Annotated in this window: 16 protein-coding genes; 2 read left to right on the top strand and 14 right to left on the bottom strand. The window is 70.0% G+C overall.

Going from position 1 to position 18,948, the window contains the following annotated elements:
* Positions 1 to 206: 206 nt before the first annotated feature.
* On the top strand, positions 207 to 452 hold the full coding sequence (locus BM228_RS14505; protein WP_092041672.1) for a hypothetical protein: 246 nt from the start codon (positions 207 to 209) through the stop codon (positions 450 to 452).
* Between the two features lie 56 nt (positions 453 to 508).
* On the opposite strand, the gene BM228_RS14500 is transcribed toward BM228_RS14505, so the two are convergent.
* From BM228_RS14500 to BM228_RS14440, 13 genes are all read right to left on the bottom strand, one after another.
* The gene (locus BM228_RS14500; RefSeq protein ID WP_092041669.1) at positions 509 to 709 is read right to left on the bottom strand and encodes a hypothetical protein; all 201 of its coding nucleotides are present in this window, start codon (positions 707 to 709) and stop codon (positions 509 to 511) included.
* A 117-nt stretch (positions 710 to 826) separates the two neighbouring features.
* Positions 827 to 2,500: a DNA repair protein RecN gene (recN, locus tag BM228_RS14495; RefSeq protein WP_092041666.1), complete on the bottom strand. Its 1,674-nt coding sequence runs from the start codon at positions 2,498 to 2,500 to the stop codon at positions 827 to 829.
* A 179-nt stretch (positions 2,501 to 2,679) separates the two neighbouring features.
* The gene (locus BM228_RS14490) at positions 2,680 to 3,561 is read right to left on the bottom strand and encodes an outer membrane protein assembly factor BamD (RefSeq protein WP_092041664.1); all 882 of its coding nucleotides are present in this window, start codon (positions 3,559 to 3,561) and stop codon (positions 2,680 to 2,682) included.
* Positions 3,562 to 3,754: 193 nt separating this feature from the next.
* On the bottom strand, positions 3,755 to 4,702 hold the full coding sequence (lpxC, locus tag BM228_RS14485; protein WP_092041661.1) for a UDP-3-O-acyl-N-acetylglucosamine deacetylase: 948 nt from the start codon (positions 4,700 to 4,702) through the stop codon (positions 3,755 to 3,757).
* Between the two features lie 439 nt (positions 4,703 to 5,141).
* The gene (gene ftsZ / locus BM228_RS14480) at positions 5,142 to 6,911 is read right to left on the bottom strand and encodes a cell division protein FtsZ (RefSeq protein WP_092041658.1); all 1,770 of its coding nucleotides are present in this window, start codon (positions 6,909 to 6,911) and stop codon (positions 5,142 to 5,144) included.
* Between the two features lie 91 nt (positions 6,912 to 7,002).
* Positions 7,003 to 8,325: a cell division protein FtsA gene (gene ftsA / locus BM228_RS14475; protein ID WP_092041801.1), complete on the bottom strand. Its 1,323-nt coding sequence runs from the start codon at positions 8,323 to 8,325 to the stop codon at positions 7,003 to 7,005.
* 52 nt (positions 8,326 to 8,377) lie between these two features.
* Positions 8,378 to 9,334 (bottom strand): cell division protein FtsQ/DivIB, encoded by a 957-nt coding sequence (locus BM228_RS14470; protein WP_092041655.1) that lies wholly within the window; start codon positions 9,332 to 9,334, stop codon positions 8,378 to 8,380.
* Entirely contained in the window at positions 9,301 to 10,224 is a 924-nt protein-coding gene (locus BM228_RS14465) for a D-alanine--D-alanine ligase (RefSeq protein WP_092041653.1), read from the bottom strand. Before BM228_RS14465 ends, BM228_RS14470 begins: the two co-directional genes overlap by 34 nt.
* Positions 10,225 to 10,337: 113 nt before the next feature.
* The gene (gene murB / locus BM228_RS14460; RefSeq protein ID WP_092041650.1) at positions 10,338 to 11,264 is read right to left on the bottom strand and encodes a UDP-N-acetylmuramate dehydrogenase; all 927 of its coding nucleotides are present in this window, start codon (positions 11,262 to 11,264) and stop codon (positions 10,338 to 10,340) included.
* On the bottom strand, positions 11,261 to 11,800 hold the full coding sequence (locus tag BM228_RS14455) for an endonuclease domain-containing protein (RefSeq protein ID WP_092041798.1): 540 nt from the start codon (positions 11,798 to 11,800) through the stop codon (positions 11,261 to 11,263). The genes murB and BM228_RS14455 overlap by 4 nt, the downstream gene beginning before the upstream one ends.
* A gap of 5 nt (positions 11,801 to 11,805) precedes the next feature.
* Positions 11,806 to 13,212, bottom strand: a complete 1,407-nt coding sequence (gene murC / locus BM228_RS14450) for a UDP-N-acetylmuramate--L-alanine ligase (protein ID WP_092041647.1) — start codon at positions 13,210 to 13,212, stop codon at positions 11,806 to 11,808.
* 132 nt (positions 13,213 to 13,344) lie between these two features.
* Positions 13,345 to 14,454 (bottom strand): undecaprenyldiphospho-muramoylpentapeptide beta-N-acetylglucosaminyltransferase, encoded by a 1,110-nt coding sequence (murG, locus tag BM228_RS14445; RefSeq protein ID WP_092041645.1) that lies wholly within the window; start codon positions 14,452 to 14,454, stop codon positions 13,345 to 13,347.
* The gene (locus BM228_RS14440) at positions 14,451 to 15,617 is read right to left on the bottom strand and encodes an FtsW/RodA/SpoVE family cell cycle protein (protein ID WP_092041642.1); all 1,167 of its coding nucleotides are present in this window, start codon (positions 15,615 to 15,617) and stop codon (positions 14,451 to 14,453) included. The genes murG and BM228_RS14440 overlap by 4 nt, the downstream gene beginning before the upstream one ends.
* Positions 15,618 to 15,903: 286 nt before the next feature.
* Between BM228_RS14440 and BM228_RS14435 the strand changes: the two genes are divergently transcribed.
* On the top strand, positions 15,904 to 17,379 hold the full coding sequence (locus BM228_RS14435; RefSeq protein WP_092041639.1) for a methyl-accepting chemotaxis protein: 1,476 nt from the start codon (positions 15,904 to 15,906) through the stop codon (positions 17,377 to 17,379).
* Positions 17,380 to 17,527: 148 nt separating this feature from the next.
* Here BM228_RS14435 and murD read toward each other — a convergent pair whose 3' ends face one another.
* Positions 17,528 to 18,892, bottom strand: coding sequence for a UDP-N-acetylmuramoyl-L-alanine--D-glutamate ligase (gene murD, locus BM228_RS14430; RefSeq protein ID WP_092041636.1), 1,365 nt, complete (start codon positions 18,890 to 18,892; stop codon positions 17,528 to 17,530).
* Positions 18,893 to 18,948 lie beyond the last annotated feature (56 nt).

The following is an 18,948-nucleotide window of genomic DNA, read 5'->3' as shown; positions in this document are numbered from 1 at the left end:
AGCCCATGCCCGCGGCAGAGCTGTGCGGCCGGTCTTCCAAGAGACCCGGCGCCGGCCGCCCGATGGGTCGGGCGTTACGACAGGCAGATGACATCGGCATGACACCGCGCCGCAGGGCGGAGGGCACGGTTTGGGGCGCTCGCGCGTTCAAACCCGGAGGCGGCGCTGGGCGGTGCTGCCCGCGAGGCCAGGAAGGTGTTCGGATCGTGGCTGACCAGGGGACCGACGCAGAGGAGGGTCCCGACGCGGCCTGGCAGGCCCTGCACGCGGATCGCGAGGCCGTGGAGCGCGCGCTGACCCTGGCGCAGGCGCGTCAGCGCTACGGCACCGACGCCGCGGCGATCGCACAGGCACGCCGCGAGGAGGCCGAACTTCTGGTCAATCTCGATCGGATCCTGACGCAGATCCGGGCGGCGGAGTACCGCCGGCAGCCCGGATCGCGGCGCTGGTAGCATCCGACGACAGAAATATCCGCCGGAGCGAATATGGATTCGGTCCGGGCGCGGTTTCAGCCGACCCGGCGCAGCTCCCGCTCCTTCTGGCGCAGGCGCAGGAGCAGTTCGACGTGGGTATCGGTGATCGGCTGCGTGTCGACGCTGCCCTCGTAGACGGTGCGAAGCGTCAGGCCGAGCTGCTGCGTGTCGATCGCCTGTTTGAGGGACCGACCCGGATGCGGGCGCCCCTCGGACGCGACGATTGACGGCTTCATGCGTTCCTCCCGCCCTTCAACCGCGTACGCCTGACCACGGTACCGGGATGGGATCAGTGTCGTCAGAAATGGTTAACGAAAGGTTACGCTCAACCAACGGTTAAGGTTGATGGGCGTTCACGCATCCGCACCTTGCAGCAGCCGGGCCGCCGCCGCCCGGGCCTCGTCGGTTACGGTGGCGCCGGCCAGCATGCGGGCGATCTCCTCGCGGCGCTCCGCCACTGGGAGGCTCGCGACCCGAGTGGCGACCCGGCCGGCCCCCTTCACGGGGGCCTTGGCGATCAGGAAATGGGTGCTCGCGCGGGCGGCCACCTGGGGCGCGTGGGTCACCGCCACCACCTGCACGGTGCTGGCGAGCCGGGCCAGGCGCAGGCCGATCGCGTCGGCGACCGCGCCGCCGACGCCGGTATCGATCTCGTCGAAGATCAAGGTCGGCGCCGAGCCCTTGTCGGCGAGCACCACCTTCAGGGCCAGCATAAAGCGCGACAACTCGCCGCCGGAGGCGACCTTCATCATCGGGCCGGGCTTGGTCCCGGGATTGGTCTGCGCCCAGAACTCGACCCGGTCGATACCGGCGGCGTCGCGCGCCTCCGGGTCGGTGGCGATCTCGGTGATGAACCGGGCGCGCTCCAGCTTCAGTGGCGGCAGCTCGGCCTTCACGGCGGCGTCGAGCTGCTTGGCCGCCCGGCGGCGCCCAGCACTGAGCTTGTCCGCCGCCTCGGCATAGGCCGCCTCGGCCTTGGCGCGGGCCTGTTCGAGCCCTTCGAGGGCCGCCTCCCCGGCATCGAGGGTCGCGACCTCGCCGGCATAGCGCTCGGCCAGGGCGGCGAGATCATCGGCCGGGACGTCGTATTTGCGGGATGCGGCGCGCAGCGCGAACAGCCGCTCCTCCGCCCGCTCCAAGTCACGCGGATCGAACTCGGTCTCGGCCACGGCCGCATCCAGCACGGCGCGCGCCTCGTCGAGGGCGACCATCGCGGCGTCGAGGGCGGTGACGCAGGGATCGATCAGCGCCGGGAGCTGGCCGGCCCGGCGCTCCAGCTTGCGCAGGGCGGCGGAGAGATGCGGCACGCCCGAATGCGGGCCGCCGACCGCGTCCAGCGCCTCGTTCAGCTCGCGGGCAACCTTTTCCGATTGCTGCATGATGCTGCGGCGCTCGGCGAGCTGGGCCTCCTCCCCGGGCTGCGGCGCCAGGGCGGCGAGTTCCTCCACCGCGTGGCGCAGAAAGTCGGCCTCCTTGCGGGCCGCCTCGATGCGGGCGCGGTGCTCGGCGAGCTCGGTGCGGGCGGTGCGCACGGCCTTGGCCGCCGTCGCGACTTTCGCCAGTTGGCTCTGCAGCCCCCCGAAGGCGTCGAGGATCGCTCGGTGCGAGGCCGGGTCGGCCAGCGCCCGATCGTCGTGCTGACCGTGGATCTCCACCAGCGCAGCGCCGATCGCCCGCAAGACCTGCACGCCCACCGGCTGATCGTTGACGAAGGCGCGGGTGCGGCCGTCCGCCATCTGGGTCCGGCGCAGGATCAGGTCGCCCTCGGTGTCGATCTCGGCCTCGGCCGCGATCTGGCGGGCCGGATGGTCCAGGGGCAGGTCGAACACCGCGGTGACGCCGCCCTGCTGCTCGCCGTGGCGCACGAGCCGGCCATCGCCGCGGCCGCCCAGGGCCAGGGCGAAGGCGTCGAGCAGGATCGATTTGCCCGCGCCCGTCTCTCCGGTCAGGACACTCAGCCCCGTCCGGAAATTCAGTTCGAGCCTGTCGATCAGAACGATGTCGCGGATCGCGAGCTGCGCCAGCATGCGGCGACGGGATTCCTGAGGATGGGACCGCAGACATAAGGCCGCTGCGGCGCGGATTCACCCCAAAAATGCGCCGCGGCGCATCTCCGGTGACGCGGGGGTGCGCGGACGCGAAAGGCCCGGAGCGGTAGCTCCGGGCCCTGGGGCATGATCGGGTAGGCCGCGGCCTGCCGGTTTTGTCACTCGGCCGAGGCGGTCTTGCCGGTCACGGTCCGGTAGATCTTGGAGAGGAACGAGGTCTTCTCCTCGCGGGGCTCGAGGCCGCCCTGGGCCAGGAGCGCGTGCGCGTCCTTGTACCAGGGGCTGTCCGGGAAGTTGTGCCCGAGCACGGCCGCGGAGTTCTGCGCCTCCTGGGTGATGCCGAGCGCCCAGTACGCCTCGGTCAGGCGCTCCAGCGCCTCCTCGGCGTGGCGGGTGGTCTGGTACTTGGCGACCACGTCGCGGAAGCGGTTGATCGCGGCCGGAAAGTTGCGCCGCTCCAGGTAGAAGCGACCGACTTCCATCTCCTTGCCGGCGAGCTGGTCGCGGGTGATCTGGATCTTGGATCGCGCGTCGTTCGAATACTCGGAGGTCGGATACTTCTGGACCAGCTCCTGAAGGGCGACCAGTGCCTTCTCCGAGCGGTCCTGATCGCGGGTCACGTCCGGGATCTGCTTATAGTTCGACATCGCCATTAGGTACTGCGCGTAGGCGGCGTCCTTGCTGGCCGGATGGCGCTGCAGGTACCGCTTCGCGGCGCTGATCGCCTCGTCGTATTTCTGGCCCTCGTAATTGGCGTAGGCCGTCATCAGCAGCGCCTTCCGGGACCATTCGGAATATTGGTACTGCTTGTCGAGGTTGTCGAACTTCTTGACGGCGCCCTCGTAGTCGCTGTCCTCCAGCTTGGCCAAGCCCTCGCTGTAGAGCTTGTCCGCTGGGACATCCGGCACGACTTCGGGTTTGTACTTCTCGGCGAAGAGATTGGTCGGGTCGAAGTCGCAGCCGCCGAGGCCCAGGCCGAGAACGGCCACGAGAGGCGCCATGAAGGCAGCTGCCCGGCGATGACGAATGGTGACAGGCATCTGGCGCTCTTTCCCGGAACCGGCGCACGTCCCGCGCCGTCGTGCCATCGCGTGATGTGGATCCGGCCCGACCGGGCCGTGCCCGTCGTTCACGGACCGTTAAACCGTGACGTTTGATTCGGGCACGAAAGCGGCAAGGCTGCGGCAGCCTGGATCGGTTGCCGGCTGTGGCCCGCGGGTGACAGGTTCGGGATCAGAGTTCGCCGGCGAAGGCGGCGATGCCGAGGCCGACGCCGAGTTCCGAGAGCACGGCCTCGCGGCGCGAGCCCTGCGCCTCGACGATGGCATAGTTGGACCGGTCGGCGAACAGGGCGGAGAGGACGCCGACATTCATCCGGTGTCCGCCGCAATAGGAGCGGTAGGCGCCCTGGATCGGCAGGCCGGCCAAGGCGAGGTCGCCGACCGCGTCGAGGATCTTGTGGCGGACGAACTCGTCCGGGAAGCGCAGGCCCTCGGGGTTGACCACCGCGGTCTCGCCGACCGCGACGGTGTTCTCCAGGGAGGCGCCGAGGGCAAAACCGGCCTTCCAGTAGCGCTCCACGTCCTTCATCATCCCGAAGGTGCGGGCGCCCGCGATCTCGCGGCGGTAGGTGGCGGGCGACAGGTCCATCGCCTTGCGCGAGCGGCCGATCACCGGGCTGTCGAAATCGATCTCTACGTCGAGGCGGAAGCCCCGATCGATCGGGCGGAGTTCCGCGAAGGCGCGGCCGGTCTCGATGCGGACGTGGCGCAGGACCTTCAGCCAGCGGCGCGGCGTCGCGCAAGAGGCGATGCCGACCTTGTCGATGGCCTGGACGAATTGGAGGGCGGACCCGTCGAGGATCGGCATTTCCGGCCCGTCGATCTCGACCAGAGCGTTGTCGACGCCGAGCCCGTAGAGGGCGGACATCAGATGCTCGATGGTGGCGACGGCGCCGGTCTCGACATCACCGATGACGGTGCAGAGTTCGGTGGCGGAGACGAGGGCGTGATGGGCCTTGATCAGGCGGTCATTGCCGTGGGTGGTGCTGGTTCGAAGAAACGCGATACCGTGATTGGCCGGAGCGGGTCGGATCGTAATCTCGGCCGGGTTCCCGGAATGGACCCCTACGCCTGAGAGCGTCACCGGCCCCTTCAGGGTCGTCTGTTTATGCGTTCGCATTCATTAGCCCCCGGCCGCGATCAGGTCCCGCCATCCCGACCGGGGATGGTGAGGAAACTGTCCGATCCGTCCGCTGCTTGAAGCCCCTATCGCGCTATCAGGTTGTGTCCTGCAGCGCGTCTCATTGGTCTGCGAGTGTCTATAGCTGCACCGCACAGGGCAGCCAAATCACGGATTCTTACGCTCTGTTACAGACACGCTTGCTGCTTGGAGCTGCTAAAAAGCTGTCGGCACAAAGGCTTAAAGCTTGGTTAATGCGTGGCTAACCGACGGCCATTCTGTGGCGCGGCTGCATCACGTGCCTGGGGATAGCGTCACAAACGTTAACCGCGCTGTGACTCCAGTCCTCCCGCTTAACAATCAAAGGTTGTGTCGCTGCAACGCGAAGAGCCGGCGGTTTCCCGTCGGCTCCCCGTTTCGTCGGTGATCGAGGCCGTCTTCAGTTCGCCTGGCGGCGCAGGAAGGCCGGGATCTCGAGCTGGTCGTCGTCCATCATCCGCGACTGCGGCGCGACGCGGCCCTGGGCATCGAGGCCGCCCTGGGCCGGCCGGTATTGCGGCGCCGGCGGGACCGGAGCGCGCGGGGCCGGCGGCACATGGGGATGGGCCAATTGCGGCTGAGCCAGGTGCTGCGGCTGGGCGGCGTGCGGCTGCGGCGCGACCGGGGCCGCGGCCCGCGGGGCGGGCACGCCCTCCATCTCGTCGCGCCGGCCACCGAAGCCGACGGTGGCGAGACGGCGCAGCAGCGAGGTCCGCTTGGACTCGGGCGCCGCTTCCTCGGCCGCCCGGTTCGCCAGGATCTGGTTCTGGGCGATCGGCGGCAGCTCGTGGATCTGCGGCATCCGCGGGGCGCGGGCGAGCGGCGCGGCGGCCGGGGCGGCCGGACGCGGCGGGACGAACGGGCCGGCCTGGAACTGCGGCGCGGGCTCGGCCTGCTGCGGGGCGGGGGCCGGGACGAACGGCGCGGCGGCGCGCGGCTGGGCCGGGGCGAGCACGACCTCGTCGCGGGCGACCGGGGCCTGGGCCTCGACGCGCATCTCGGGGGCCTGCTGCGGAGCGGCCGGGGCCGGGCTCTGCGCGGGGGCCTGGCCGACCGGGGCCTGGCCCACGGAGTCCGTGCGGATGCTCGGGACCGGCGAGGAGGCCCGGGCGCGGGCCTCGGCCCGCAGGCGCTCGGCCACCTCGGCGATGCGCTGCTCGGTCTCGGCGATGGCCGGGTTGTTCGGCGAGTTGGCCGAGATCAGCAGCGGCTCGATGCCGGTAGCGACCACCGACACGCGGATGATGCCGTCGAGGCTCTCGTCGAAGGTGGCGCCCAGGATGATGTTGGCGTCCTGGTCGACCTCCTCGCGGATGCGGGTGGCGGCCTCGTCGAGCTCGTACAGGGTCAGGTCCGAGCCGCCGGTGATCGAGATCAGCAGGCCGCGGGCGCCCTTCATGGAGACGTCGTCGAGGAGCGGGTTGGCGATGGCGGCCTCGGCGGCGCGGTTGGCGCGCTTCTCGCCGGACGCCTCGCCGGTGCCCATCATGGCCTTGCCCATGCCGCGCATGATCGCCCGGACGTCGGCGAAGTCGAGGTTGATCAGGCCTTCCTTGACCATCAGGTCGGTGATGCAGGCGACGCCCGAGTAGAGCACTTGGTCGGCCATCGCGAAGGCGTCGGCGAAGGTGGTCTTCTCGTTGGCGACCCGGAACAGGTTCTGGTTCGGGATCACAATCAGGGTGTCGACCGCGGCCTGCAGCTCCTGGATACCGGTCTCGGCGGTGCGCATGCGGCGCACGCCCTCGAACTGGAACGGCTTGGTGACGACGCCGACCGTGAGGATGCCCATGTCGCGGGCGGTGCGGGCGATGACCGGCGCGGCGCCGGTGCCGGTGCCGCCGCCCATGCCGGCGGTGATGAAGCACATGTGGGCGCCCGAGAGCTGGTCGCGGATCTCGTCGATCACCTCGTCGGCGGCGGCCGAGCCGACCTCCGGGTGCGAGCCGGCGCCGAGGCCCTGGGTGACGCCCAGGCCCATCTGGATCACCCGCTCCGCCTTCGAGGAGGTGAGCGCCTGCGCGTCGGTGTTGGCGACCACGAACTCGCAGCCGAGCAGGCCCGACTCGATCATGTTGTTGACTGCGTTGCCGCCTGCGCCGCCGACACCGAAGACGGTGATGCGGGGCTTGAGTTCCCGGATGTCCGGCGCCTGGAGGGTAATGGCCATGGTGTCGAGCCTCTCGCTTACTCTGCTTTCCGTGCGGCGCTGCGGCGCCGATATTTTTTCGATCCCCCGCCGATCGAGGCGGGGGTGAAACCTAGAAGCTGTCCCGGATCCAGCGCCCGACCCGGCTGATGTACCGGTCCGATCCCGTGGCCGCGAAGGCGCCGTGCCCCCTCGGCTCGAAGTGCTCGGCGTGCGCCACCTGCGGGTAGACCAGCAGGCCGACGGCCGCCGAGAAGGCCGGTCCCTTGGCCGCCTCGGGCAGGCCACGGATCCCGAGCGGCCGGCCGATCCGGACCTGGCCCTGGAGGACCCGCCGGGCGACCTCGGGCAGGCCGACGAGCTGGCTGGCGCCGCCCGTGAGCACCACCCGCCGCCCGGCCTGGGCGGCGAAGCCGGCATCGCGCAGGCGGTCGCGGACCAGCTCGACCACCTCCTCGACCCGCGGCTTGATGATCCGCACCAGCTGCGAGCGCGGGATGTGGGCCGGGGCCTCGCCCTCGTCCTCGCCAACCCCGTGCACGGCGATCATGTCGCGCTCGTCGGAGGGGGTGGAGAGGGCCGAGCCGTAGAGGGTCTTCAGCCGCTCGGCCGCGGCCATGCGGGTGGAGAGGCCCCGGGCGATATCCATGGTGACGTGGTGGCCGCCCACCGCCACCGCGTCCACGTGGACGAGATGGCCGCCCGAGAACACCCCGACGCTGGTGGTGCCGCCGCCCATGTCGACGACGCAGACGCCCATCTCGGCCTCGTCGTCCACCAGGGCCGAGAGCCCGGCGGCGTAGGGCGTGGCGATCACCGCCTCGACCCCGAGATGGCAATGCTCCACCGCCAGCATGACGTTGCGGGCGGCGGCGAGCTCGCTGGTGACGACGTGCAGGTCGACCCCGAGGGCCTCGCCGATCATCCCCGACGGATCGATCACCGCGCCCTGCCCGTCCAGCGCGTAGCCGGTGGGGAGCGCGTGCAGCACGGCCCGGCCGGGGCTGACGCCGTGGGCGCTCGCAGTCTCCAGCACCCGCTCGACATCGCTGCCGGTGACGGTGCCGGAGCGAACGTTCACCCGGGCCTGGAAATGCTGCGAGGCGAGCCGGCCGCCGGACATGTTGACGATGACCGATTGCACCTCGACCTTGGCCATCCGCTCGGCGGCGTGCACCGCTTGGCGGATCGCGCCCTCGGCGGCGGCGAGATCGACGATCGCCCCGCCCTTCAGCCCCAGGGAGCGCTGATGGCCGATGCCGATGATCCGGGCGAGGTGCGTGCGGCCGCGCAGGGTCGAGAGCGCCTCGGCGGGCTGCAGCTCGGCGATGAGGCAGACGACCTTGCTGGTGCCGATGTCGAGCACCGACAGGGTGGTCGAGCGCCGGGCGGAGAGCGGCTTCAGTCGCGGCGTGAGGCCGTGTTGGCTGTGCATTGACACTACCGGACGCAGAAGGCGGGACGGGCGGAGATCTTGGTCGAGGGCATCAGCTGGCTGCGCCCTTCTTCTTCGCCTTCTGGGCTTCCGCGCGGGCGGCGGCGGCCTCCTCGGTCAGGCGCACCACCAGGCGGTCGGGCATGCGCAGGTCCACCGCGATGATGTCCTTCTCGAGCAGGCCGGCCTCGCGCTCGAACCGCACGAGGCGCGCCAGCGCCGCAGCCGGCTCGTTCTCGGGCAGGCGCACGTCGACGCCGTCGAGCTTGAGCGTCCAGCGGCGGCCGGAGACGTAGGTCCCGGCCTTGATGCGCTCGGAGAGCGGCCCGGCGGCGGCGATGAGGGCGAGATATTCCGGCAGCTTGTTGTTGGCGTCGTCGCCCACCACCAGGGGCAGGCTGGCGTAGCGATCGTCCCGCATGGCGTCGATCACGGTGCCGTCGGCGGCGATCACGTTGATCTCGCCGTTCTTCTGCCAGAGGGCGGCGGGCTCGCGCTCCACCTGGGTGATGGCGATCTCGTTCGGATAGATCTTCCGGACCGAGGCTTGAGCGATCAGCGGCACGCGCAGCAGCTTCTCGCGGACCTCGACGACATCCAGGAACGGGACGGAGGAGCGCCAGTCGATGCCGGCCGCGGCCAGCACCTCACGCTCGTACATCCGGGAGATGCCCGAGATGGTCACGCGCTCGACGCCGAAGCCGAGGACCCGCGCTGCGATGTCGAGGGGCCGGCCCTGCTCGGCCACGAAGGCTTCGTAGCGCCCGCTCGCCACGAAACCGGCGAGCGCCACGGCGGCGAGAGACAAAGAGACGCCCACAGTGCCTGCGCCCCGGGGAAGTCGCGCGGTCAGCCGCTGGCCCGGGCGGGCCCGGCGCACCGAGAGAGAGCGGGCAGGCGCGCGTCCGGTGAGCCGATCCAGCGCAGCGCCGACGAGGCGCGCGGGAAGGCTGCGACCGGCAGCGTCACCGCCGCTCAGCGATTCAGAGAAGCGTCCTCCACCATCCATCGGACGAGCTCACCGAAACCCAGGCCCGCATGGGCCGCCATCTCAGGCACAAGGCTCGTCTGGGTCATGCCGGGTTGCGTGTTGACCTCCAGAACCACGAGCAAACCGGTTCCACCCGGTGTGTCGTCGTAGCGAAGGTCGGCACGGCTGACGCCCCGGCAGCCCAGTGCTTGATGCGCCGTTAACGACAACTCTTGGACACGCTGGTAAACATTTGGTTTAAGTTCGGCCGGCAGCACGTGCACCGAGCCCCCCGGGGCGTACTTCGCGTCGTAGTCGTACCACTCCCCCGTGGAGGCCTTCACCTCGATCACCCCGAGGGCCTTGTCGCCCATCACCCCGCAGGTGAGCTCGCGACCGGCTATGTAAGGTTCTGCAAGGACTTGCTCGCCGAACTTCCATTCTTCCGAGGCAAGGATCTGGGGCGGGTGCGACCGGCCGTCGCGCACGATGATGACCCCGACGGAGGAGCCTTCGGCGATCGGCTTGACCACGTAGGGCGGCGGCAGCGGGTGGTTTTTCGCGGCCTCGAAGCGGTTAACGATCCGGCCCGCCGGCACGTCGACCCCGGCGGCGCGCATCACCGTCTTCGCCCGCTCCTTGTTCATGGCGAGCGCCGAGGCGAGCACGCCGGAATGGGTGTAGGGGATCTTCAGGATCTCCAAGAGGCCCTGGATCGTGCCGTCCTCGCCGTCCGGGCCGTGCAGGGCGTTGAAGGCCACGTCCGGCCGCAGCTCGGTGAGCACGGAGGCGATATCGGCGCCGACATCGACCTGGGTCACACGGTACCCCTCCCCTTCGAGCGCCGCGGCGCAGGCCGCGCCGGAGCTGAGCGAGACCTCGCGCTCGGCGGAGGAGCCGCCCAGGAGGACGGCGACGTGCTTGGACATGGTGGGCTCCTCGGGAAGGTCAGTCTCGAATGGGGACTTAGGCTGAGCCGGTGTCGCCTACCTGCGCGATGATCACCGCGTAACGCATCATCCGTCCCCTCTGCGCCTCGATCTCAGGTCTCGGTCGCGGGTACTCCGATCCGCCGGATCTCCCAGCGCAGCGTGACGCCGCTGGTCTCCCGCACCCGGCGTCGGACCTCCTCGCCCAGCCCCTCGATGTCGGCGGCGGTGGCGCCGCCGGTGTTGATCAGGAAGTTGCAGTGCATTGGCGAGACCTGGGCACCGCCCCGGGTCAGGCCCCGGCAGCCGGCGGCGTCGATCAACTGCCAGGCTTTGCCGCCCTCCGGGTTGGCGAAGGTCGAGCCGCCGGTGCGCTCGCGGATCGGCTGCGCGGCCTCGCGGGCGGCGGTGACCCGCTCCATCTCGGCCTCAATGGCGGCGCGGTCGCCGGGCTTTCCGCGGAACAGGGCGCGGGTGAAAATAACGTCCTCGGGCGCACCGGAATGCCGGTAGGAAAAGCCCATCGCGGCGTGGCTGAAGCGGCGCAGCGTACCTGTCCGATCGATGCCGTGGGCCTCGACCAAAACATCCGTGGTCTCGCCGCCATGGGCGCCGGCGTTCATCCGCAGGGCGCCGCCGATAGAGCCCGGGATGCCGCGATAAAAGGCGAGCCCATCGAGCCCGGCCTCGGCCGCCGCCTTGGCGAGGCGCATATCCGGCACGGCGGTGCCGACTTGGAGGGTGTCGCCGTCGACCGCGATGCTGCCGAACGCCTTGCCGCCGAGGCGGATCACAACGCCGGGCACCCCGCCGTCGCGGACGATCAGGTTCGAGCCGAGGCCGATCACCGTCACCGGCACATCGGGCTCTAGGGCGGCCAGCAGGCGCGCGAGATCCTCCTCGTCGGCCGGCGTGAACAGGACCTCGGCTGGGCCGCCGACCCGGAACCAGGTGAGGTCGGCCAGCGGCTGGTCGGCGAGCAGGCGCCCGCGCAGGGCCGGCGCGGCGGCGCGGATACGGTCGTGGAGCGATGCGGTCATGGGGTGATCTCCCCTCTCCCCGCCTGCGGGGAGAGGGATGCGACGACCCTGTCGTCGTCGCATCGAGGCGGCAGCCGAGGGTGAGGGGGCGGCTCCGACAAAGGCTCGCCTGGAGCCGCCCCCTCACCTTCGCCCTTCGGGCTAGCCGCGCCGACGACGAGGTCGTCGCGGCCCTCTCCCCGCGCGCGGGGAGAGGGGAGAAGCGCGGCCAGGATGGTGTCCAGAACCGCACCGATATTGTCCGCGATCTCGGGATTCCAGAAGCGGAGGATGCGGTAGCCTTGCGCGGTCAGCCATTCATCTCGAATCTGATCACGCGCGTTGTCCGCGTGCTGACTGCCATCGATCTCGACGATCAGGCGCGCCTCGCGACAGCAGAAATCCGCCACGTACCGTCCCATCGATTCTTGCCGCACGAACTTGAAGCCAGCGAGACGCCGGTCGCGCAGGCGGTACCAGAGACGACGCTCGGCCTCCGTTTGAGATTGCCGCAAATGCCGACGGAAATGGGCGCGTTCCGTCTCGGCCGATCGCATCTCCCTCACTTCCCCCGCGCGGCGAGTTCGCCCGGGAGCGCGTAGGCCCATTGGGTGATCGTGCCGGCACCCAGGCACACGACGTAGTCGCTGGGCTTGGCGAGCTCGGCGACGATGCCGGCCAGCTCCTCCGGCCGGTCCAGGGGGCGGGCGTCGCGGTGGCCGCGGGAGCGCAGGCCGGAGACCAGGGCGTCGCGGTCGATCCCCTCGATCGGCGCCTCGCCGGCGGTGTAGACCGGGGCCACGATCACGGTATCGGCGTCGTTGAAGCAGGTGCAGAAATCGTCGAACAGCGAGGCCAGCCGGGTGTAGCGGTGCGGCTGCACCACCGCGATGACGTTGCCGTCGGTGGAGGCGCGGGCAGCCTTGAGCACCGCCTTGATCTCCACCGGATGGTGTCCGTAATCGTCGAAGATCGTCGCGCCGTTCCACTCGCCGGTGCGGGTGAAGCGGCGCTTGACCCCGCCGAACCCGGCGAGTGCCCGGCGGATGGCGTCGTGCGAGACGCCGAGTTCGTTGGCGACGGCGAGCGCCGCCGTGGCGTTGAGCGCGTTGTGCTTGCCGGGCATCGGTAGGACTAGGTCTTCCATCTCCATGCGGAAGCCCGGGCGCCGGTCCCGGATCATGACGCGGAAGCGGCTCTGGCCGCCCTTCAGGTCCACGTCGAGCAGGCGCACGTCGGCCTGGGGATTCTCGCCGTAGGTGATGATCCGGCGGTCCTCGATATGGCCGACCATGTCCTGCACCACCGGGTGGTCGGTGCACATCACCGCGAAGCCGTAGAACGGGATGTTGTCGATGAAGCGCCGGAACGCGTCCTTCACCGCATCGAACGAGCCGAAATGGTCGAGATGCTCCGGGTCGATGTTGGTGACGATGGCGACGTCGGCCGGCAGCTTGAGGAAGGTGCCGTCGGATTCATCGGCCTCCACCACCATCCAGTCGCCCTCGCCCATGCGGGCGTTGGTGCCGTAGGCGTTGATGATGCCGCCGTTGATCACGGTCGGGTCGAGGTTGCCGGCATCGAGCAGGGTCGCGACCAGCGAGGTCGTGGTGGTCTTGCCGTGAGTGCCCGCGATGGCGACGCAGGACTTGAAGCGCATCAGCTCGGCCAGCATCTCGGCGCGGCGGACCACCGGCAGGCGGCGCTCGCGGGCGGCCTGGAGCTCCGGGTTGTCCCGGCGGATCGCCGTCGAGACCACCACCAGGGCGGCCGCGTCGACGTTCTCGGCCTGGTGGCCGACGAAGGTGCGGATGCCCTTCTCGGCCAGCCGGCGGACATTGGCGTTGTCCGAGGCGTCGGAGCCCTGGACCGTGTAGCCGAGGTTGCTCATCACCTCGGCGATGCCGGACATGCCGATGCCGCCGATGCCGATGAAGTGGATGGGGCCGAGCTTGTCGGGCAGCTTCATCTGTCGTCGTACCTTCCGTAACGTCATGGTTTCAAAAGGTCTGCGACCTTTTGCGGGTGCAGGGCGGAGCCCTGCTGGCGATTTCCGCCCCGATACCCCGCCAAAGGGCTGAGCCCTTTGGAAACCCCCTTGCTACAAGCGGCGGGCCGTCTCGATGACGACGTCAGCCAGCCGCTCGGCGGCATCGTGGATGCCGGCGCTTCTGGCCGCATCGGCCGCCGCGGTCAATTTTGCCGGCGTCTCGAAGCAGGCCATCAGCTCAGCGGCGAGGCGATCCGGGGTGAAGGCGGTCTGCTTCAAGGCAAGGGCAGCCCCGATCGCCTCAAGGGTCGCGGCGTTGGCGGCCTGGTCCTGATCGAGCGATCCGGGCAGCGGCACCAGGATCGAGGGTCGGCCGATCGCTGCAAGCTCCGAGACCGTCGAGGCGCCAGAGCGCGAGACCACCAGGTGGCTGGCGGCCATGCGGGCCGGAAGGTCCTTGAAGAACGGCGCCGCCTCAAGACCGGCGAGCCCGAGGGCGAGGTAGCGGTTCTGCACCGCGGTCAGGTCCTCGGGCCGGACCTGCTGGACGAGGTGCAGACGGGCGCGCAAGGGAGCGGGCAGGCGCTCGATCGCCTCAGGCACGACCTCGCCCATGACCCGGGCGCCCTGGCTGCCGCCGAACACGAGGAGGCGCAGGGCGTCGCCGTCGCCGAGCGCCGGAAACGGGATCTTGGCCGCCTCGATCACCGCCGGGCGGAGCGGGTTGCCGGTGTGGATGCGGGGCGCGCGCGCCTTGTCGGGTACGCCGCGGACCTCCTTGAAGCCGGTGGCGATGGTCCGGGCGCCCCGGGCCAGGAAGGCGTTGGCCCGGCCCATCACGGCGTTCTGCTCGTGCAGCACCGTCGGCACCCGCAGGATCTGGCCGGCGAGGACCGGCGGCACCGTCGGATAGCCGCCGAAGCCGACGATGGCGGCCGGGTTGATCCGCCGGATCTCCTTGGCGGCGACGCCGAAGCCGCGGCCCAACGTCAGCACGGCGCTCGCCCGTTTCAGAGGCGAGCGGCCCGACGGCGTCGCCGCGGCGATGGTAACCACCTCGGAGGCCGGGAACTCGCTCGCGATCGCGTCGACCCGGGCATCGGTGGCGAGCGCCACCCGGATGCCGCGGGCCCGCAGCGCGTGGGCGAGGCTCTCGGCCGGGAACAGGTGTCCGCCGGTGCCGCCCGCGCAGAGCAGGATCGTGGGAGTGAAGACCGTCACCGCATCACCCCGGCGATGGTGGCCGGCGCGGTGCCGGGGGGCTTCTGGCTCAGCAGGACGGTGCGCGGGCGCTTGCGGGTCAGGGCGACCAGGAAGCCGGTGCCGAGCGCCAGGGAGATCATCGACGAGCCGCCGAAGGAGACGAACGGCAGGGTCATGCCCTTGGCCGGCATGAGCTGGGTGTTCACCGCCATGTTGATGCAGGCCTGGAGGCCGAACAGCGTGGTCAGGCCGGTGATCGCCAGGCGCGAGAAGGTGTCGTCGGTGCGCCGCGCCAGCTTGAGGCCGCGCAGCACGATGAAGGCGAACAGGCCCACGAGGCACAGGCAGACGACCACGCCGAACTCCTCGCCGGTGACGGAGAAGATGAAGTCGGTATGTGCGTCCGGAAGGTGCCGCTTGGCCACCCCCTCCCCCGGGCCGGTGCCGAACCAGCCGCCCGAGCGGAAGGATTCGCGCGACCAGAAATCCTGGAAGCCGCCGCCGGAATCGCGGTCGAGGAACTTGTTGAATCGCTCGCGGACGTGATGGAAGAACAGGTAGGCCGCGAACACGCCGCCGAGACCGAGCGCGCCAAGCAGCGCCACCCAGATCAGGTGCAGGCCGGCGACGAAGAACAGCGCGCACCACACCATGGTGATCAGCATGGTCTGGCCGAAATCCGGCTGGAGCAGCAGCGGCACGATGGTGACCGGCAGGAGCAGCATCGCCAGAAAGCCGCCCGGCATGTCGCGGCGCTGCGCGCCCTCCGAGAAGGCCCAGGCGGCCACCACCACGAAGGCCGGCTTGACGAATTCCGACGGCTGCAGGCCGATCGGCCCGAACTGGATCCAGCGATGTGCGCCCTTGATCTCCGGGCCGAACTTGCCGGCGAGCAGGCAGAGCGCGACGCCGCAGATCCAGGTGACCAGCGCGAGCCGCCGCACGCCGCGCAGGGACAGGAACGACACCGCGCAGATCAGCAGGATGGTCGGCGCGAGATAGAGCGCCTGCCGGTTGAGGAAGTAGAAGGTCGGCAGGCCGATGCGCTCAGCCACCGGCGGGCCGCCACCCATCAGGAAGACCAGGCCGGCCACCATCAGCGCGAACAGCGCCGCGAGCAGCCCGCGGTCCACCGTCCACCACCAGTCGGTCAGCGGTGTGCGTTCCGCGCGAGAGATCATGCCGGGCACCGAACTCCAGGCCGCGCGGAGTCCGGTCCGCGTGGGTCGGGCCGGATCCTGTGGGGGAATGGTAAACGGAGCCTTATGGCCGGCCGAACCCCGTGATCCGGCGGATCCAGTGCGCCGGAGGAACTACCGTATTCGCCGGGTCTGTACTTTGGCGGAAGTCATCGAATGTTAATTCTGGTGATGCAACTCTGAGATGCATTCCCTCCAGGATCGGAAAGCGGCCCGTCGAAAGCGCCGCTTTGCCAGGCCCGATCCGCACAGCAGAAGCCGACCCGCCATGTTTGCTGCTCTGAAGGTCCGTGAAGCGCAGGCCAAGCTGGCCGCTCTCGACCGTGTCCAGGGGATGATCGAGTTCGATCTCGACGGTCGCATCCTGTCGGCGAACGGCAATTTCCTCGATGCGGTCGGCTACACCCTGCCGGAGGTGGTCGGCCAGCACCACAGCCTGTTCGTCGAGCCGGGCTACCGGGAGTCGGCGGACTACCAGGCGTTCTGGGCGCGCTTGCGCGGGGGCACGTTCGAATCCGGCCAGTTCCGACGGGTCGGCCGCGGCGGCCGGCCGATCTGGATCCAGGCCTCCTACAACCCGATGCTCGATGTCCGCGGCCGGCCCTACAAGGTGGTGAAGTTCGCCACCGACATCACCCGGCAGCGCACCGAGGAGGCCGACCGCGCTGGCCAGATCGCGGCGATCCACAAGGTGCAGGCGGTGATCGCGTTCGACCTCGACGGCATGGTGATCGAGGCCAACGACAATTTCCTCGCCGTGATGGGCTACGGCCGCGACGAGGTGGTCGGGCACCATCACAGCCTGTTCGTCGAGCCCGGCTACCGGGACAGCGAGGCGTATCGGGCGTTCTGGGCGGCCCTGCGCAGCGGCACCTACCAGGCCGCGCAGTTCCGGCGCCTCGGCAAGGACGGGCGCGAGGTCTGGATCCAGGCCTCCTACAACCCGATCCTCGACGCCGCCGGCCGGCCGTACAAGGTGGTGAAGTTTGCCACCGACATCACCGAGCAGGTCCGCCTGCTGGCCGATCTCCGGACGCTGATTGACAGCAAGTTCGGCGCGATCGAGCACGCGGTCCTGCATTCCACCGATGCCGCTCGGCTGGCCTCGTCGGCCGCGGATTCGACCTCCGGCAACGTCCAGACCGTGGCGGCGGCGGCCGAGGAGCTTGCCGCGTCGGTGGCCGAGATGTCCCAGAGCATCGTCCGCTCCCAGGGTGCTACCGACACCGCCTATGCCTGCGTGCAGGCAGCGGACGGTCACACCAAGCGGCTCGCCGACAGCGCTGCCGCGATGTCCAGCATCGTCGGCCTGATCCAGAGCATTGCCGGGCAGATCAACCTGCTGGCCCTCAACGCCACTATCGAGGCTGCCCGCGCCGGCGCGGCCGGCCGCGGCTTCGCGGTGGTCGCCTCGGAGGTGAAGGCGCTCGCCGACCAGGCGGCCCGGGCCACCGGCCAGATCAACAGCGAGATCGCCAGCGTGCAGCAGGTCTCGCAGGAGGTGGTGGTGGCTTTGGGCTCGATCGGGGCCTCGGTCTCAGTGATGCGCGAGACCGTGGTGTCCACCGCGGCGGCTATCGAGGAGCAGAGCGCCGTGACCCGCGACCTTGCCGAGAGCATGCAGAGCGCCGCCGGCGCGGTCACGGCGATCACCGGCAATATCGGGGCGATCGCGCAATCCGTGGCCGACGTTTCGCAGGCGGTCGCCACCACCCGGGACGCCGCCAAGGTGCTGGCACGCTGAGCGGCCCGGACCGGGTTTCCAAAGGGCTCAGCCCTTTGGCGGGGTTCGGGGGCGGAGCCCCTGATGCATCAGGCGAAGCTCGACAGCAGAGCGCCGCCCTGCACCCGCAAAAGGTCGCCGACCTTTTGAACCCTGACTTCCGACGCCCTCAGGGCAGCGCCTGCACCAACTCCCGGAACCGGTCGCCGCGGATCTCGAAATTGCGGAACTGGTCGTAGGAGGCACAGGCCGGCGAGAGTAGCACCACCGGCTCGGGGGCACCCGAGGCGGCGGCGTTCTCGGCGGCCTTGGGGACCGCGACCTCCAAGGTTTCGCAGCGGGTATAGGACACGACGCCTTCGAGCGTCGCCGCGAAGGCGTCCGACGCCGCGCCGATCAGGTAGGCGTGGGCGACCCGCTGGAAATACGGCACCAGCGGGAAGATGCCGCCCTCCTTGGCCTTGCCGCCGAGGATCCAGTGGATGTCGCGGAAGGCGGTCAGCGCCTTCTCGGTGGAATCCGCGTTGGTGGCCTTGGAATCGTTGACGAACAGAACGGCGCCGCGCCGCCCGACCTCCTCCATCCGGTGCGGCAGCCCCGGGAACGAGGACAGGCCGGCCTGGATTGCTTCGCCGGTGAGGCCCAGCGCCCGGGCGACCGCCACCGCCACGGCGGCGTTCTGCCAATTGTGGGCGCCGCGCAGCGAGCCGATGCCGTTGACGTCGGCGAGTGCCGTCCCGTCGGGATCGCGGACGATGCCCTCGCGCACCGTCAGGGCGTCGGTGCAAAGCACCTCGCTGCTAGGCACGTGGACGCGCACGAGGTCGCCCGTGCGGCGCTCGGCGATGGCCCGGCTCGGGCCGTCGTCGATGCCGACCACCGCCAGGCCCGCGCCGCTGATCAGCCGCTCCTTGATGGCAGCGTACTGCTCCATGGTGCCGTGGCGGTCGAGATGGTCCGGCGTGATGTTCATCAGCACGCCGACCGTCGGGTCGAGGCCCGGGGTCAGGTCGATCTGGAACGAGGACATCTCGATCACGTGGACGCGGCCGGCATCCGGGGGCTCCAGCGACAGGATCGCGGTGCCGATATTGCCGCCCATCTGCACGTCGCGCCCGGCCTGGGCCAGGACGTGGGCGATCAGCGCCGTGGTGGTCGATTTACCGTTGGTGCCGGTGATCGCCACGAACGGCGCCTCGGGCGCCCGCGCCCGGCGCTCCCGGCAGAACAGCTCGATATCGCCGATGATCTCGATCCCGGCCTCGCGGGCGAGCCGGACGGTCCAGTGCGGCTCCGGATGGGTCAAAGGCACGCCGGGGCTGAGCACCAGAGCCTTGAAGCCGGACCAGTCGGCCTCGCGCAGATCCTGCGTGCCGATTCCCGAATCCTGCGCACGCGCGACGCTGTCGGCATTGTCGTCCCAGGCGACGACCTCGGCGCCGCCGGCCTTCAGCGCACTGGCCGTGGCCAATCCCGAGCCGCCGAGCCCGAACAGGGCGACCTTTTGGCCCGCGAAGACGGTGACGGGTGTCATGGGAAACTCAATTCAACGTGGGAACATCGCCGATCCCACCCAACCCCTCATCCTGA

Source organism: Methylobacterium pseudosasicola, from assembly GCF_900114535.1.
Classification (GTDB): domain Bacteria; phylum Pseudomonadota; class Alphaproteobacteria; order Rhizobiales; family Beijerinckiaceae; genus Methylobacterium; species Methylobacterium pseudosasicola.
This window is presented reverse-complemented; position numbering and strand designations above follow the sequence as displayed.